General features: G+C 67.0%; 16 protein-coding genes. 8 read left to right on the top strand and 8 right to left on the bottom strand.

Annotation, left to right across the window (positions count from 1 at the left end; genetic code table 11):
- Positions 1 to 33: 33 nt before the first annotated feature.
- From ACMGER_RS13060 to ACMGER_RS13075, 4 genes are read left to right on the top strand one after another with little or no spacing between them, the layout of a single operon-like run.
- Positions 34 to 492, top strand: a complete 459-nt coding sequence (locus ACMGER_RS13060; RefSeq protein WP_436812568.1) for a MarR family winged helix-turn-helix transcriptional regulator — start codon at positions 34 to 36, stop codon at positions 490 to 492.
- Positions 485 to 1,564 (top strand): HlyD family secretion protein, encoded by a 1,080-nt coding sequence (locus tag ACMGER_RS13065; RefSeq protein WP_436812569.1) that lies wholly within the window; start codon positions 485 to 487, stop codon positions 1,562 to 1,564. The genes ACMGER_RS13060 and ACMGER_RS13065 overlap by 8 nt, the downstream gene beginning before the upstream one ends.
- An 8-nt stretch (positions 1,565 to 1,572) precedes the next feature.
- Positions 1,573 to 3,162 carry a DHA2 family efflux MFS transporter permease subunit gene (locus ACMGER_RS13070; protein WP_436812570.1) on the top strand — a complete coding sequence of 530 codons (1,590 nt, stop codon included), beginning with the start codon at positions 1,573 to 1,575 and terminating at the stop codon, positions 3,160 to 3,162.
- A gap of 46 nt (positions 3,163 to 3,208) precedes the next feature.
- Positions 3,209 to 4,396, top strand: a complete 1,188-nt coding sequence (locus ACMGER_RS13075) for an acetyl-CoA C-acyltransferase (protein WP_436812571.1) — start codon at positions 3,209 to 3,211, stop codon at positions 4,394 to 4,396.
- Here the strand turns inward: ACMGER_RS13075 and ACMGER_RS13080 are convergent.
- Together ACMGER_RS13080 and ACMGER_RS13085 are read right to left on the bottom strand one after the other, a co-directional pair.
- Positions 4,393 to 4,944 carry a GNAT family N-acetyltransferase gene (locus ACMGER_RS13080; protein ID WP_436812572.1) on the bottom strand — a complete coding sequence of 184 codons (552 nt, stop codon included), beginning with the start codon at positions 4,942 to 4,944 and terminating at the stop codon, positions 4,393 to 4,395. The two genes, ACMGER_RS13075 and ACMGER_RS13080, sit on opposite strands and share 4 nt — an antisense overlap.
- Complete coding sequence (locus ACMGER_RS13085; protein ID WP_436812573.1) at positions 4,941 to 5,420, bottom strand: SH3 domain-containing protein; 480 nt, start codon at positions 5,418 to 5,420, stop codon at positions 4,941 to 4,943. The genes ACMGER_RS13080 and ACMGER_RS13085 overlap by 4 nt, the downstream gene beginning before the upstream one ends.
- Positions 5,421 to 5,513: 93 nt before the next feature.
- Between ACMGER_RS13085 and ACMGER_RS13090 the strand changes: the two genes are divergently transcribed.
- The 3 genes from ACMGER_RS13090 to ACMGER_RS13100 all read left to right on the top strand — a co-directional run bounded on the left by ACMGER_RS13090 (position 5,514) and on the right by ACMGER_RS13100 (position 7,403).
- Positions 5,514 to 6,497, top strand: coding sequence for a 2-hydroxyacid dehydrogenase (locus tag ACMGER_RS13090; protein WP_436812574.1), 984 nt, complete (start codon positions 5,514 to 5,516; stop codon positions 6,495 to 6,497).
- 73 nt (positions 6,498 to 6,570) lie between these two features.
- Positions 6,571 to 6,981, top strand: a complete 411-nt coding sequence (locus tag ACMGER_RS13095) for a DUF6766 family protein (protein ID WP_436812575.1) — start codon at positions 6,571 to 6,573, stop codon at positions 6,979 to 6,981.
- Between the two features lie 11 nt (positions 6,982 to 6,992).
- A complete protein-coding gene (locus ACMGER_RS13100; RefSeq protein ID WP_436812576.1) occupies positions 6,993 to 7,403 on the top strand; it encodes a low affinity iron permease family protein in 411 nt (136 codons plus the stop codon).
- Between the two features lie 85 nt (positions 7,404 to 7,488).
- Here the strand turns inward: ACMGER_RS13100 and ACMGER_RS13105 are convergent, their stop codons facing one another.
- The 4 genes from ACMGER_RS13105 to ACMGER_RS13120 all read right to left on the bottom strand — a co-directional run bounded on the left by ACMGER_RS13105 (position 7,489) and on the right by ACMGER_RS13120 (position 12,639).
- On the bottom strand, positions 7,489 to 8,892 hold the full coding sequence (locus ACMGER_RS13105) for an NAD(P)H-dependent flavin oxidoreductase (protein ID WP_436812577.1): 1,404 nt from the start codon (positions 8,890 to 8,892) through the stop codon (positions 7,489 to 7,491).
- Between the two features lie 67 nt (positions 8,893 to 8,959).
- On the bottom strand, positions 8,960 to 10,099 hold the full coding sequence (locus ACMGER_RS13110) for a glycosyltransferase (protein WP_436812578.1): 1,140 nt from the start codon (positions 10,097 to 10,099) through the stop codon (positions 8,960 to 8,962).
- Positions 10,096 to 12,003 (bottom strand): potassium transporter Kup, encoded by a 1,908-nt coding sequence (locus ACMGER_RS13115; protein WP_436812579.1) that lies wholly within the window; start codon positions 12,001 to 12,003, stop codon positions 10,096 to 10,098. The genes ACMGER_RS13110 and ACMGER_RS13115 overlap by 4 nt, the downstream gene beginning before the upstream one ends.
- Positions 12,004 to 12,171: 168 nt before the next feature.
- Complete coding sequence (locus ACMGER_RS13120) at positions 12,172 to 12,639, bottom strand: Lrp/AsnC family transcriptional regulator (protein ID WP_436812580.1); 468 nt, start codon at positions 12,637 to 12,639, stop codon at positions 12,172 to 12,174.
- Between the two features lie 132 nt (positions 12,640 to 12,771).
- Here ACMGER_RS13120 and ald point away from each other — a divergent pair, with 132 nt between their 5' ends.
- The gene (gene ald / locus ACMGER_RS13125; protein WP_436812581.1) at positions 12,772 to 13,878 is read left to right on the top strand and encodes an alanine dehydrogenase; all 1,107 of its coding nucleotides are present in this window, start codon (positions 12,772 to 12,774) and stop codon (positions 13,876 to 13,878) included.
- Here ald and ACMGER_RS13130 read toward each other — a convergent pair.
- Together ACMGER_RS13130 and ACMGER_RS13135 are read right to left on the bottom strand one after the other, a co-directional pair.
- Complete coding sequence (locus ACMGER_RS13130; RefSeq protein WP_436812582.1) at positions 13,826 to 14,521, bottom strand: tetratricopeptide repeat protein; 696 nt, start codon at positions 14,519 to 14,521, stop codon at positions 13,826 to 13,828. The two genes, ald and ACMGER_RS13130, sit on opposite strands and share 53 nt — an antisense overlap.
- Positions 14,521 to 14,919, bottom strand: a complete 399-nt coding sequence (locus ACMGER_RS13135; protein WP_436812881.1) for a cytochrome c-type biogenesis protein — start codon at positions 14,917 to 14,919, stop codon at positions 14,521 to 14,523. The genes ACMGER_RS13130 and ACMGER_RS13135 overlap by 1 nt, the downstream gene beginning before the upstream one ends.
- Between the last annotated feature and the right edge of the window lie 68 nt (positions 14,920 to 14,987).

Here is a 14,987-nt window from a genome sequence, read left to right on the forward strand (position 1 = left end):
CTAAATATAAGCAGGCTTATTATATGCCGGCCCATGGGTGACAGCGGACTGGGATTCCTCATCAGCGACGTCTCGCGCCTGATGCGCAGGCGCTTCGACGAGCGCGCACGCAGCTTCGGCGCCACGCGCGCGCAATGGAAGACGCTGGCCCTGGTGTCCCGTCATCAGGGCATCAACCAAGGCGGGCTCGCGGAGTTGCTCGAGGTCGAGCCGATCACCCTGTCCCGTATGCTCGACCGGCTGGAGCAATCCGGCCTGGTCGAGCGCCGCCGCGATCCCGCCGACCGCCGCGCCTGGCGCATCCACCTGACCGATGCCGCCCGGCCGGTGATCGACCAGGCCCACAGCTGCGGTGCAGAACTGATGGAGGCCGCGCTGCTCGGTGTCGACGCGCGCGAGAGCGCCGCGGTCACCGCCACGCTCCAGAAGATCCGCGACAATCTCGCCCAGCTCGATCCCGACACGACCATAGAAGAGACCGCCCATGGCTGACGCCGATCCCAAGATCGAGACCTCCGCGGGGACGGAGGTGACCATCGAACCCCCGGCGGCCGCGAGGAAACGCCGCAGCCTGCTGCGCCCGATCCTGATGTTCGGCGTGCCGCTGATCGTCATCGCCATAGCCGGCTATTTCTGGGCGGTCTCGGGCCGATCGGTCTCGACCGACAACGCCTATGTCCATCAGGACAAGACCTCGGTCTCGACCGACGTCGCGGGCAAGATCGTGTCGGTCGACGTGCGCGAGAACCAGCACGTCAACGCCGGCGACGTGCTGTTCCGCATCGATCCCGAACCCTATCGCATCGCCATCGCCCAGGCGAACGCGGCGATCGCAGATGCGCAGGTCGAGCTCCAGACGCTCCAGACGAGCTACGCCGGCACCGGCGCCGACATCCAGGCGGCGAGGGATCGGATCAAGCAGGCGCAGGAGGACTACGATCGCCAGGCAGCGCTGATGAAGCAGGGCTTCACCACCCGCGCCAATTTCCAGGCGGCCGAGCACGCGCTCGAGCAGGCGCGCGCCGCCTATCAGAGCGCGCTCGCCGACGCGGCCGAGGCGCGGTCGAAGCTCGCCACCGGCTCTGCGGTACCGGGCCAGAATCCCGCGATCGCCGCCGCCATCGCCCAGCGCAACAAGGCGATGCTCGACCTCCAGCGTTCGGTCGTGCGCGCGCCGATCGGCGGCCAGGTCAGCCAGACCGACCGGCTGGTGCTTGGGCAATATATGATGGCCGGCCTGCCGGCGGTGACGATCGTCGCCGACGAGAATTCCTGGATCGAGGCCAATTTCAAGGAGACGGACCTCAACCACATGCGCGTCGGCCAACCGGCGGAGGTCAGCTTCGACGCCTATCCGGGCCTGAAGCTCAGGGGCCACGTCCAGTCGATCGGCGCCGGAACCGGCAGCGAGTTCTCGGTGCTTCCCGCGCAGAACGCCAACGGCAACTGGGTGAAGGTCACCCAGCGCGTGCCGGTGCGCATCGCCATCGACGAGAAGAGCCCGCGCCAGCTCATCGCCGGCCTGTCGGCGGACGTCACGGTCGACCTTCGCGGCGGGAAGTAAGCACTCCCGTGGCGACCACCGCACCCTCGGCAGCGCGGGCATCGTCCTCGGCTCCGGTCCCAGACGGTGCCGCGCTCTACACGCGCAACCGTCCGCTGCTCACCGTCGGGGTGATGCTGGCGACGATCATGCAGATCCTCGATTCGACCATCGCCAACGTCGCGCTCCCCCACATGCAGGCGACGCTGAGCGCCACCGCCGACACCATCACCTGGGTGCTGACCAGCTACATCGTCGCTTCGGCGATCGCGATCCCGATCACCGGCTGGCTCGCCGACCGCATCGGTTCGCGCAACCTGTTCCTGTGGTCGGTGGCGGGCTTCATCGTCTCCTCGGCGCTGTGCGGCATGGCGACCGGGCTGACGGAGATGGTGGCGTTCCGCCTGCTCCAGGGCATCAGCGCCGCCTTCATGAACCCCTTGAGCCAGACGGTGCTGCTCGACATCAACCCGCCCGAGAAGCAGGCCAAGGCGATGTCGATCTGGGGCATGGGCATCATGGTCGGCCCGATCCTGGGGCCCGTGATCGGCGGCTGGCTCACCGACAACTACAACTGGCGCTGGGTCTTCTACGTCAACCTGCCGCTCGGGGTATTCTGCTTCGCGGTGCTGTGGTGGCTGCTCCCTTCCCGCCCCGTCCGCAAGCGCGCGTTCGACATCACCGGCTTCGCGCTGCTCTCGCTCGGCATCGCGTCGCTGCAGCTCATGCTCGACCGCGGCCAGAACCAGGACTGGTTCTCCTCGACCGAGGTGGTGATCGAGGCGCTGATCGCCGGCATCGCGCTGTGGATGGCGATCGTCCACATGTTCACCGCGAAGAAGCCGATGTTCGACCGCGAGCTGTGGAAGAACCGCAATCTCGTGACGGCCATCCTGTTCATGCTGGTCATCGGCGTGGTGATGATGGCGACGATGGCGCTGCTGCCGCCGATGCTGCAGAACCTCTACGGCTATCCGGTGCTCGATACCGGCGTGCTGCTGATGCCGCGCGGCTTCGGCATCGTGTTCAGCATGTTCCTCGCCGCCAACCTCACGCAGCGCGGCTTCGACCCGCGCATCCTGGTCGGCATCGGCTTCACCATCGCCGCCTTCTCGCTGTGGCAGATGACCGAATGGACGATCGTGATGAGCTCGACGCCGTTCATCGTCTCGGGCGTCATCCAGGGGCTCGGCCTAGGCCTCATCTTCATGCCGCTGCAGAGCATGGCCTTCGCGACGCTGCCGCCGCACTACCGCACCGAAGGGTCGAGCCTGATGAACCTGATGCGCAACGTCGGCGCGTCGGTCGGCATCTCGGGGGTGACCGCGCTGCTCGCGCAGAACATCCAGGTCAGCCATTCCGAGGTGGGCCAGCATGTCACCGCCGAGACGCTGGGCACGCTCGATCCCTCGCTGCTCGGCATGGGCGGCAGCGTCGGCGATTCGGTGATGGCGATGATCGACGCCGAGGTGAACCGCCAGGCGGCGATGATCGCCTATCTGGACGACTTCAAGGCGATGATGATCGTCACCGCCCTGTCGATCCCGCTGGTGCTGTTCCTCAAGAAGCCGCCACGGCCGAAGGCGAGCGAGAAGGCGGCGCCGGTCGATCTTCACTAATCGCTGCAGCCGCCCTAGATCGCTCCCAACTTTCAGGAGCCATCTCATGTCCGCCGATCCGATCGTCATCGCTTCCTACGCCCGCACGCCGATGGGGAGCTTCCAGGGCTCGCTGACCGAGGCGTCGGCGACCGACCTCGGCGCGGTCGCGGTCGGCGCCGCGGTCGAGCGCGCGGGGCTCAGGGGCGAGGCGATCGAGCGCATCTACATGGGCTGCGTGCTCCCCGCCGGCCTCGGCCAGGCACCGGCGCGGCAAGCGGCGCTCAAGGCCGGGCTGCCCGACCATATCGAGGCGACCACGGTCAACAAGATGTGCGGCAGCGGGATGCAGGCCACGATCCTCGCCGCCGACGCGCTCGCCGCCGGCTCGGTCGACCTGCTGATCGCCGGCGGCATGGAGAGCATGACCAACGCGCCCTACCTCTCGCTTCGCCACCGCGGCGGCGCGCGCATCGGCCACGACGTGCTCAAGGACCATATGTACCTCGACGGCCTCGAGGACGCCTATGAGCCCGGCAAGCTGATGGGCAATTTCGCCGAGGAGGTCGCGGTCGAATACCAGTTCACCCGCGAGGCGCAGGACGCCTATGCGATCGAGTCGCTCACGCGCGCGCAGAAGGCGCAGCAGTCAGGCGCGTTCGACCGCGAGATCGTGCCGGTCGAGGTCAAGACGCGCAAGGGCGTGGTCACCGTCGCGCTCGACGAGCAGCCGGCCAAGGCCGACCCCGCCAAGATTCCGACGCTCAAGCCCGCCTTCTCCAGGGACGGCACCATCACCGCCGCCAACGCCTCGTCGATCTCGGACGGCGCCGCCGCGCTGGTGATGACCCGCGCCTCGATCGCGGAGAAATACGGGCTCGATCCGGTCGCCCGCATCGTCGCCCATGCCGCGCACGCCCATGCTCCCTCGCGCTTCACCACCGCGCCGGTGTTCGCGATGCGGAAGGCGCTGGAGAAGGCCGGCTGGGACGTGAAGGACGTCGAGCTGTTCGAGGTCAACGAAGCCTTCGCCACCGTCGCGATGATCGCGATGCGCGACCTCGGCATCCCGCACGACCTGCTCAACGTCCATGGCGGCGCCTGCGCGCTCGGCCACCCGATCGGCGCGAGCGGCGCCCGCATCCTCGCGACGCTGATGTCCGCACTGGAGACCACCGGCCAGAAGCGCGGCCTCGCCTCCCTGTGCATCGGCGGCGGCGAGGCGACTGCCGTGGCGGTGGAGATGCTGAACTAGCCCCGTTCGTCGCCGCTGCTTGCAATGTAGGATTTCGCCTGCTTGGCTCGCCCGGTCCGAGCCGCGCGAGCGCCGGGCCGCTCTTTGACCCGATCCAGCGCCAGCGAATAGCAGCGGTTGAACTCGGTCAGCTCATAGTCGCCGAACGGCCCGCAAGGGGTGAAGCCCGCCGCTTCGTACATTGCCCGCGCCGGGGCGAAGGCGTCGTTGGTGCCGGTCTCCAGGCTCACCCGCCGATAGCCGCGCGAGCTTGCCTCGGCGAGAAGGTGGCCGAGCATTGCCTTGGCGACGCCCTTGCGGAGCTGGTCGGGGGCAGTGCGCATCGACTTGAGCTCACCATGGTCGGGCGCCAGCTCCTTGAGCGCACCGAGACCGAGCAAATTCTCGCCTTCCCATGCGGCGAAGACCGACAGCGCCGGGTCACGCAAGCCGCTGACGTCGAGCGCAAAGGCGCTGCCCGGCGGCGAGTTGCGATGCGCGTCGCGCAGATGATGCTCGATCAGCCCGAGGACCGCGGGGTGGTCGAGGTCCGCCGGCACGATCCTCACGGCACGTCCTCGCCCGGATCGACGCCCCACAGGTGGATCGCCTCGACATAGCCGGCGCGGCCCTTGACGTCGAAGAGGCACCACCCGCGGCTGCACTTGCTGATCCTGCCGACCACGCCCGGCGCCGCGCGCCACTGGATCGATGCATTTGCTTCCGGCGCTGAGCGCATCGCCACGATCGTGTCGGTAACATAGCCCGTCCGCGTGTCGGTCAGCAGATTGACCAGCATCCAACCCTGGGTGCCGCCCGGATCCTCGACCTTGCGCCATTCCTTGTAGACGTCGATCACCTTCACCGGCAGCCCGGCACGCTGATAGAGCCAGTTCGCCGGATAGTTGCGTCCCGGCCCGGTGCGCATCCGCGCCTGCCCCGCGCTGATCGAGGCATAATAGGGCACCTTGCGGGTCTGTGCCTCGATCGAGGCGGCAAGTCCGGCAGCAATCGCCGCCATGACCAGCAGCTTTGCGATGCGCATCGTCGACCCTCCGCTCATCGCTTGATCTAGACAGCCCGACGGGTCCGGTTCAACCGTTGACTGGTTCCCTGAGGCTCGCCAATTCGGGACTCGATGGCTAGTCGCCCCGCCCGTCCCAAGGTCGTCGTCACCCGCGAGCTGCCCGCCGCGGTGATGGATCGGCTCGAAACGCTGTTCGACGCGACGCTGAACCGCGGCGACGTGCCGGTCGATCTCGCCGCGGCGATGGCCGATACCGACGTGCTGGTGCCGACCGTCACCGACCAGATCACGGCCGAGCTGATCGCCGGCGCCGGCGAGCGGCTGAAACTGATCGCCAACTTCGGCGCCGGTGTGAACCATATCGATCTCAAGGCCGCCCGCGCCCGCGGGATCATCGTCACCAACACCCCCGGCGTACTGACCGAGGATACCGCCGACATGACGATGGCGTTGATCGTCGCGGTACCGCGCCGGCTGGTCGAGGGCGAGAAGCTGGTGCGATCGGGCGGGTGGAAAGGCTGGTCGCCCGGCGGCGTGCTCGGCCATCGTATCGGCGGAAAGGCGCTCGGCATCCTCGGCATGGGGCGGATCGGCCAGGCGGTTGCCCGCCGTGCCAGCGCCTTCGGCCTCTCGATCCACTACCACAACCGCCACCGCCTGCCCGCCGTCGTCGAGCAGACGCTGGGCGCCACCTGGCATCCCGATCTCGACGAGATGCTGGGGATGATCGACATCCTGACGATCCACACCCCGCGCAACCCGGACAGCGAGAACCTGGTCGACGGCCGCCGCGTCGCGCTGATGCGGCCGCACGTCTATCTCATCAACACCTCGCGCGGCGGCATCGTAGACGAAGATGCCCTGATCGACGCGCTGGAGGCGGGCCGCCTTGCCGGCGCCGGCCTCGACGTCTGGAAGCACGAGCCCGCGATCGATCCGCGCCTGCTGGCGCTGCCCAACGTGGTGATGACCCCACACATGGGTTCGGCGACCTTCGAGGGCCGGCTCGCGACCGGCGAGAAGGTGATCGCCAACATCCGTGCCTGGGCCGACGGCCACCGCCCGCCCGATCAGGTGCTCGAAGGTTGGGCCTGAAGGAGCCGCCGCAACCAATTGGCAAGGGTTGTCGTTTCGCCTCTGTGTCATTCCGGTTGCGAAAGGCTCACCCATGAAACGCTATGCCTATGCATGGATCACCCTCGCCTTCTTCCTCGGTTCGCTCGCGCTGCACTGGTTCTTCGGCTGGCAGGCTTTCGTCGACGAGGCGACCCAGCACAGCCAGTCTCCCGAGGTTTCGAGCTATCTCAGCGAGATGCTGCGCGACACCTTCGAGAACTGGCAGTCGGAGTTCCTCCAGCTCCTGTGGCAGGTCGTCGGCCTCGCCTATTTCCTCTACGTCGGCTCGCCGTCGTCCAAGGAGAATGACGACCGCGTCGAAGCCAAGATCGACGCGCTGATCCGCCTCCAGGCCGGCGAGCGCGCCGACAGCATCATCGACACGATCGACGAGCGCTACCTGCGCCACCGGGGCCATTCCAAGCCGCACGGACATGGTCTCGACCCGGTCCCCACAGCCTGAAGGACGATCCGATGCTCGACCGTTTCTTCACCGATTTTGCGAGCAGGATCGCCGGCATCGCCGGCAGGCCGGTGGCGTTCGTGCTGGCCGTACTCATCATCGCTATCTGGGGCATCACCGGGCCTTTGTTCGGCTTCTCGGACACCTGGCAGCTGGTCGTGAACACAGCCACCACGATCGTCACCTTCCTGATGGTGTTCCTGATCCAGAATTCCCAGAATCGCGACGCGGCGGCGATTCAGGCGAAGCTGGACGAGATCATCCGCACGCTCGACGGCGCCCGCAACCGTTTCATCGGCATCGAACACAAGACGGACCTCGAGATCGAGGAGATCCGCAAGGCGCTGGAAAAGGAATGCGAGGACGAGGACGACCGGGTGAGCACCGAAGCCTCGATCGTCAAGTTCCGCTGGCGACGGTGACTTGGACCGAAAGGTCCGCAGAGTTCGATTCCCGTCATTCCCGCGAAGGCGGGAATGACGGAAGGAATAGGAACTTCCTACCTCCTCAATCCCCCGTCAGGATACGGTCCACCAACTGCTTCACCGTCGGGACGAAGCCGTTGGAATAGAAGGGATCGCGCTTGAAGTTATAGGCTCCGTGACCGGCGAACATCAGATTGTTCTCCACCGGACCGCCGTGCGCGATGTCCTGCAGCGTCTTCTGGATACAGAAGCTGCGCGGATCGGCGAGGCGTCCGGTCGAATTGGTCTCGGTATCCGCCCACGACGAGAACTGGCACTGGCTGAGGCAGCCCATGCAGTCGGCCTGGTCCTTGCGGATCTCCGCCTTCTCCTCGGGTGTCACGAACACCAGCGTGTTGTCCGGTGTCTTCAGCGCGTCGGTGAAGCCCGCGCCGTACCAGGCGCGCGCGCGCAGCAGATCGTTACGCGTCACCCAGAAGTTCCTGCCCTTGACGCCGACGTCGAGCTGGAAGGTGTGGTCGCCCGCCTCCTGCATCGAGAATGGGATCTGCCGCTCCGACCGCGCCTCGAGCCTGCGCAGGAAGGTGTTGCGCACCGCCGAGGAATAGAAGCCGGTCGGGGAGAAGCGGTGCAGCAGCACCTCGCCTTCCTCGATCTCCATCAGCTTCGCCTTCCACTCCTCTGGAATCGGGCTTTCCCTGGTGAGCAGCGGGCGGGTGCCGAACTGGAAGGCGATCTTGCCGAGCTCGGGATTGTCGATCCAGTCGTTCCAGTCCCTGAGATACCAGACGCCGCCCGCCATCACGATCGGCACGTCGTCGGACAAGCCGCCCTCGCGCATCGTCTCGCGCAGCGCCTTGACGCGGGGATAGGGATCCTCGGGCTTGAGCGGATCCTCGGCATTCGACAGGCCATTGTGCCCACCGGCGAGCCACGGGTCTTCATAAACCACCGCCGCCAGCCACTCCGCCGCCTTCGAATAGGCACGTTTCCACAATGCGCGGAAGGCGCGGCCGGAACTCACGATCGGCAGGTAGTTGACACCGTAGGAGGCGGCGATCTCCGAGAGCTTGTAGGGCATTCCCGCGCCGCAGGTGACGCCCGCCACCAGCCCGCGCGTCCGCTCGAGCACGCCGTGCAGCACGCGCTGCGCGCCACCCATCTCCCACAGCACGTTGATGTTGATCGCACCCGCCCCGCCGGCGATGTCCCAGGCGCGCTTGACCTGCTGCACCGCGCCCTCGATCGCATAGACGATCAGCTCCTCGTGCCGGTCGCGCCGGGTGAGCGCGTTATATACCTGCGGGATGATGCGCCCCTCGGGATCATAGCTGTCGGCGTTCACCGCCGACACTGTGCCGATGCCTCCTGCCGCCGCCCAGGCGCCCGCCGATGCGTGATTCGTTGCGGACACGCCCTTACCGCCCTCGACAATCGGCCAGACTTCGCGGCCGTTGTAGATGATCGGCGTCAGCCCCTTGAACAATAGTACCTCCGAAAAGCAATCCCGCCGAAGTTAGACGGACATCGGCGCCAACGCGAGCGAAATTCGCTCACCCGAACGCGCCGGGCCGTCCCACTGCGGTGCCGTACAGCTCGGCGTAGGCCGCGATCATCGCACCCTCATCGAACAACGCACGTGCGCGCGCCTGGTTCGCCCGACCGATATGGCGGCGCGAACTTGGCTCGTCGATCAGGAACTGGATGGCATCGCGTAGGTGGACCTCGAACCAGTCGTCGGGAATGAGCGGGCGGTTCTCCTCGGCGACCATCTCGCGGATGTCGCCTGCCGGAGGCGACGCAACCGGCAATCCCGCCGCCATCGCCTCCATTACCGCGATCGGCTGCTGCTCGCTTTTCGACGAGAGCGCGAAGACGTCGAACAGGCCGATATAGCGCGCCGGATTCGGCAGGAATCCCGGCAGCACCACCCGGTCCTCGAAGAACATCGCCTCGGCGGTATCGAGGATCTTCTGCCGCTCCGGCCCCTCCCCCACGATCACCAGCCGGATATTGCCGGCAAGGCCGCCGCAGGCGCGGACCAGCATCGGCAGGTCCTTGACCTCGCGCAGCCCGGCGACGGTGCCGATCACTACCTCCCCGGCCCTCCTCACGAAGCCGGGAATCGCCTTGGGATCGGGCTTGCGGGCATAGCCGGCGGTATCGATGCCGTTGGAGATGCGCCGGAGCCGCGCCGCCGGCTGTTTCCAGACGGTACGGGCGACCTCCTCCAGCCCTGACGACGGCACCACCAGCGCGTGCGCGGCGGGCAGAGCCAGCCGACGGTACATGTTGCGCACCGGATTGAGCCGCTTCGCCTCGTCCGCGCCGAAGCCATCTTCGTGATGGACCAGCGGAGGCAGGCCTTTCCCGAACACGCGGCGCGCCATCACCGCGTCGATCGCGCCCCAATTATAGGTCAGCACCAGATCGAACCGGCGCATGAACCGTGCCAGCGCCTCATAGCGTCCAACCGAGGGTTTGCCGGTCAGCGGCGGCGGATTCTGCGCGATCTCGTACCTGATGCCCTTCGCGATCGCCTCGCGCGCGCCGAGCTGGTCGGGTACGCCGGACACGATCGTGTGCCGCGCCCGGTCGCCGAACGCGTTCATCAGCCGCACCGCTCGGGCTTCCTTGCCACCGAGCGCGAAGCTCGAATGCAGGTGGAGGATGTGGACGGGCGGCCCGCTCAAATCTCGACCTGGCTCCCGAGCTCGACCACGCGATTGGTGGGCAGGCGGAAGAACTCCATCGCGCTTTCGGCGTTGCGCAGCATCCATGCGAACAGCTGCTCCCGCCACAGCGCCATCCCCGGCCGCGACGACGGCAGCAGCGTCTGCCGCGCGAGGAAGAAGCTGGTCTCCATCATCCGGAACTCGCCGCCCTGCATCTTGATCGCCTTGAGCGCGGCGGGGACGTCTGCCTCCTGCATGAAGCCGAAGAGCAGGATGAGGCGATAGAAGCCTTCCCCGAGGTCCTCCTGCTTCACGCGCCGGCTGTCGGCGACATAGGGCTCGTCGATGATCTTGACCGTCAGCAGCACCACCCGCTCGTGCAGCACCTTGTTGTGCTTGAGGTTGTGGAGCAGCGCGTGCGGCACGCCTTCGGGCGTCGAGGTCATGAACACCGCGGTGCCCGGCACCCGCGAGGCCGAATGGGCCGCGGACTGGATGAACACCCTGATCGGCATCGCGCTCTCGCGCAGCTTGTCGATCATCAGATGCCGCCCTTTCGCCCAAGTGGTGAGCAGGGTGAAGATGACCAGGCCGACCAGCAACGGGAACCAGCCGCCGTCCGGAATCTTGGTGAGATTCGAGGCGAAATAGGTGCCGTCGATCAACAGGAAGGTCATGATGGTGACGGTCGCCAGCACCTTGTTGACACGCCAGACGCGGAACATCAGCACCGCGAGCATACAGCTGGTGATGAACATCGTGCCGGTCACCGCGATGCCATAGGCGGCGGCAAGGTTGGTCGAGCTCTGGAAGGAGAACACGAGCAGCAACACCATCACCAGCAGCGCCCAGTTGATCCCCGGGATGTAGATCTGGCCGGCGGCCACCGCGCTCGTATGGGTGATCCGCATCCGCGGGATGAAGCCGAGCTGGATCGCCTGTTGCGTGACGGAGAAGGCGCCGGAGATCACCGCCTGACTGGCGATGACGGTCGCCATCGTCGCCAGCACGACCAGCGGCAGCCGCCATTCCTCCGGCGCGAGATTGAAGAAGGGATTCTCGACCGCCGCGGGATTGTTCATCAGCAGCGCCGCCTGGCCGAGGTAGTTGAGGATCAGCGCGGCGAACACGAAATACCAGGCGAAGACGATCGGCTTGCGTCCGAAATGCCCCATGTCGGCATAGAGCGCCTCGGCTCCCGTGACCGCGAGCACAACCGACCCCAGCGCGAGGAACGCCAGCACCGGATCGTGCGCGAAGAAATTGAAGGCATGGTGCGGCGACAGCGCCTGAAGCACTTCGGGCCGGTCGATGATATGGTAGATGCCGAGGCCCGCGAGGGTTACGAAATAGACCGCCATGATCGGGCCGAACAGCTTGCCGACCAAATCGGTCCCCCGCGCTTGCAGGAAGAACAGGAACACCAGGATCATCGTCGCAATCGGCAGCACGAACGGCGCGAACGAGCTCTGCACCACCGTGAGGCCCTCGACCGCCGACAGCACCGAGATCGCCGGCGTGATGATGCTGTCGCCGTAAAAAAGCGCGGTCGCGAACACACCGAGCATCACCAGTCCCGCCGACCAGCGCTTCGCCCCCGTCCGCCGCGTGATCAGCGCCAGCAGCGCCAGGCTACCCCCTTCACCCTTGTTGTCGGCGCGCATGATCACGAAGACGTATTTGACGGTGACGATCAGCATCATCGTCCAGAAGATGAGGCTGATCACACCGAAGATATGGAGATGGTCGACCGCCAGCTTATGGTGGCCGATGAAGGATTCCTTGAGCGCGTAGAGCGGGCTGGTGCCGATGTCGCCGAACACGACGCCGATCGCGCCGAGTACGAGCTTGGCCAAGCTGTCGCTGCGCTGGTGGTGCGCCGACGCCAATTCGTCGAGCGACGCCTCCTCGGCCGACGCCAACGGGGCTTCCGTCGACGTTGATGCTGACTGGTTCACGGGCGGAGAGTCTGTGCCCGGGGGAAATGCACGTGGGTCATCGGGGACCGCATACCTGCTGTTCTACGAATAGGCGCGGCGCCTAGCACTCCCCTGCCGCGCCCGCAACACGGCATTGCCGGGACGTGTCCCTCAGCCGAACAGCGCGTCGGCCTCGCTGCGGGTCGGCACCTGGCGGAGAACGAAGCTGCTGGCGATGGTGTTGACGCCGGGCAGGCGCCCCAGATGCTCGCGGTGGAGCCGCTCGTAATCGTCGAGGTCGCGGCAGATGATCTGCAGGCGATAGTCCTGGTGCCCCGACACCAGCGCGCAGGAAACGATGCCGTCGATCTCCGATACCGCCCGCTCGAACTGGGCGAGATCCTCCTCGACCTGGGTCGAGAGGGTGATGTCGACCAGCGCGGTGACGTGAAAGCCGAGTCGCTTGTGCCCGAGCCGCGCGCCGTAGCCGAGGATATGGCCGGACGCCTCCAGCGCCTGGATGCGCCGCGAACAGGCGGATTGGGACAGCCCCACCTGCGCCGCGACCTGGCTGACGCTCGCCCGCGCATCCTCGGCGAGGATCTTGAGGATGGCCGAGTCGATCCGGTCGGTCTGCATGAAATCCTTTGCTACGGCGGTTCTTTCCAGAAATCCATGCGTCTGGATACCGGTCGGACGGGCGATTTTGCACGGATTCCGCCCCCACTTTCCCGCTATGGGCGCGCCACATAGAATCGAGGAGATCGCACGATGCGCGTCGGGGTGCCCAAGGAGATCAAGAACCACGAATATCGCGTCGGCCTGACGCCGCCGTCGGTGGCGGAGCTGACCGCCGCCGGTCATGAGGTGATCGTCGAGACCAAAGCGGGTCTCGGCATCGACTTCGAGGATCAGGACTATGTCGACGTCGGCGCCCGCATCGTCGGGAGCGCCGCGGAGGTGTTCGCCGCCTCCGACATGATCGTGAAGGTCAAGGAGCCGCAGCCGCAGGAGATCGCGCTGCTCGAGCCGCGCCACACCCTCTTCACCTACCTCCACCTCGCCGCCGACAAGCCGCAGGCCGAGGGGCTGATGAAGTCGGGCGCGACCTGCATCGCCTATGAGACGGTGACGTCGAAGACCGGTGCCCTCCCCCTGCTCAAGCCGATGAGCGAGGTCGCCGGCCGCATGTCGGTGCAGGTCGGCGCGCATTATCTCGAGAAGGAACAGGGCGGCCGCGGCGTGCTGCTGGGCGGCGTGCCGGGCGTGGCGCCGGCGCGGGTCGCGATCCTCGGCGGCGGCGTCGCCGGCGTCAACGCCGCGCAGATGGCGGTCGGGATGCGCGCCGACGTCACCATCTACGACATCAACAACGACCGCCTGGCCGAGCTCGACATGTTCTTCTCGAGCCAGATCAAGACCGCCTATGCCAGCAAGGCCGCGATCGCCGCGGCGGTCAGGAACGCGCATCTCGTGATCGGCGCGGTGCTGGTGCCGGGCGCGGCGGCGCCGAAGCTGGTGACGCGCGACATGCTGAGGACCATGAAGCGCGGCAGCGTGCTGGTCGACATCGCGATCGACCAGGGCGGCTGCTTCGAGACCAGCCACGCCACCACCCATGAGGACCCGGTGTTCGAGGTCGACGGCGTGATCCACTATTGCGTCGCCAACATGCCGGGCGCGGTCGCGCGCACCTCGACCTTCGCGCTCAACAACGCGACGCTGCCGTTCGCGCTGAAGCTCGCCAACATGGGCGCCGAGGCGGCGATGAAGGCCGATCCGCACCTCGCGGCTGGCCTCAACGTCTACAAGGGCAAGATCACCTTCAAGGCCGTCGCCGACGACCTCGACCTGCCGTACGAGGCGTGGGCGGGCTGACGATCAGGGAGCCGGCGCCGCCGGCTCCCTCCTCGGCCAGATAGCGATCGAGCAGCCGCAGGCGAGTCCCGATCTCCTCGCGGTAGCTGGTCCCCGGCGGGCTCAGCCGATAGGCCCGCGCCCACCATTTGCGGGTCTCCGCGAACTGCTCCGCATCGAGATAGGCCACGCCGAGGAAGAAGGGCGGCCCGGGATGCTCGGGCGCCAGCCGCATCGCCTGATTGAAAGCGAAGCGCGACGGCGCCGATACGGTGCCGTCGTGCAGAGCATAGGCCTGTCCCAGCGCCGTCCACAGCGCGGCATTCTGCTTGGCGCTCGAGATGCCGCCGATGAGCAGGCTGACCGCGCTCCCCTTCGCACCCGAGCGCTGCAATGCGTCGGCCGCGACGAAATAGGGTTCGGCAAAGGTGAATCTGCCGAACATCTTGAGCCGGAGCTCGCTCATCACCGGTTCGACCACGCCCGGCACCTTCGACGCTTCGGTCGGCCGGCCGGGCAGCATCGGCCTGCCCTGGAGCGCATAGCCGGTCGCCCCCAGCATCAGCGCCGCGCCCGCGAACGACCACAGCATCCGCGGCAATCCAAGCCGCCACAACAGCGCCGCGGCGCCGGCGCCGATCAGCGCGAGGAACAGCCAGCCCATCAGCCGCGCCTCCGCCGCCGGAAGCTCGCCCGCGCCACCAGCGCACCGAGCACGATCAGCACCACCGGCGCCAGCCACAGCGGCGCGGTGAGCGGGCTCATCGGCGGATCATAGGTCACATAATCCCCATAGCGCGCGATCAGCCACTCGCGGATCGCCTCGGGCTTCTCGCCCGCCGCGATCCGCTCGCGCACCAGCGAGCGCATGTCGGCCGCCATGTCGGCATCGCTGTCGGCGATCGACTGGCCCTGGCAGACGAGGCAGCGCAGCGTCTCCATCAGCGTCTTGGCCTTGGCCTCCTGCGCCGGGTCGGAAAGCTGGGTATTGGCGTATCGAGCGGCAGGAAGAGCGGTTTGCGCCAGCGCGGGAACGGCCATCGCCGTCAGCCACAATCCCATCGTCACCCCGGCCTTGTGGCGGGGTCCACGGCGCCGCGCACCCATCGGCTCCGGCCCTTGCCGCCCGG

The organism is Sphingomonas astragali (assembly GCF_051400615.1).
GTDB lineage: Bacteria > Pseudomonadota > Alphaproteobacteria > Sphingomonadales > Sphingomonadaceae > Sphingomonas.

What these genes read in the sequence shown, in the direction of transcription:
- ACMGER_RS13095 (WP_436812575.1), top strand. Translation starts at nt 6,571, where the DNA reads ATGAAACGCTATGCCTATGCATGGATCACCCTCGCCTTCTTCCTCGGT.
- ACMGER_RS13130 (WP_436812582.1), bottom strand. Translation starts at nt 14,521, where the DNA reads ATGGGCTGGCTGTTCCTCGCGCTGATCGGCGCCGGCGCCGCGGCGCTG.
- ACMGER_RS13065 (WP_436812569.1), top strand. Translation starts at nt 485, where the DNA reads ATGGCTGACGCCGATCCCAAGATCGAGACCTCCGCGGGGACGGAGGTG.
- ACMGER_RS13090 (WP_436812574.1), top strand. Translation starts at nt 5,514, where the DNA reads ATGGCTAGTCGCCCCGCCCGTCCCAAGGTCGTCGTCACCCGCGAGCTG.
- ACMGER_RS13075 (WP_436812571.1), top strand. Translation starts at nt 3,209, where the DNA reads ATGTCCGCCGATCCGATCGTCATCGCTTCCTACGCCCGCACGCCGATG.
- ACMGER_RS13120 (WP_436812580.1), bottom strand. Translation starts at nt 12,639, where the DNA reads ATGCAGACCGACCGGATCGACTCGGCCATCCTCAAGATCCTCGCCGAG.
- ald (WP_436812581.1), top strand. Translation starts at nt 12,772, where the DNA reads ATGCGCGTCGGGGTGCCCAAGGAGATCAAGAACCACGAATATCGCGTC.
- ACMGER_RS13100 (WP_436812576.1), top strand. Translation starts at nt 6,993, where the DNA reads ATGCTCGACCGTTTCTTCACCGATTTTGCGAGCAGGATCGCCGGCATC.
- ACMGER_RS13135 (WP_436812881.1), bottom strand. Translation starts at nt 14,919, where the DNA reads ATGGGATTGTGGCTGACGGCGATGGCCGTTCCCGCGCTGGCGCAAACC.
- ACMGER_RS13085 (WP_436812573.1), bottom strand. Translation starts at nt 5,420, where the DNA reads ATGCGCATCGCAAAGCTGCTGGTCATGGCGGCGATTGCTGCCGGACTT.
- ACMGER_RS13060 (WP_436812568.1), top strand. Translation starts at nt 34, where the DNA reads ATGGGTGACAGCGGACTGGGATTCCTCATCAGCGACGTCTCGCGCCTG.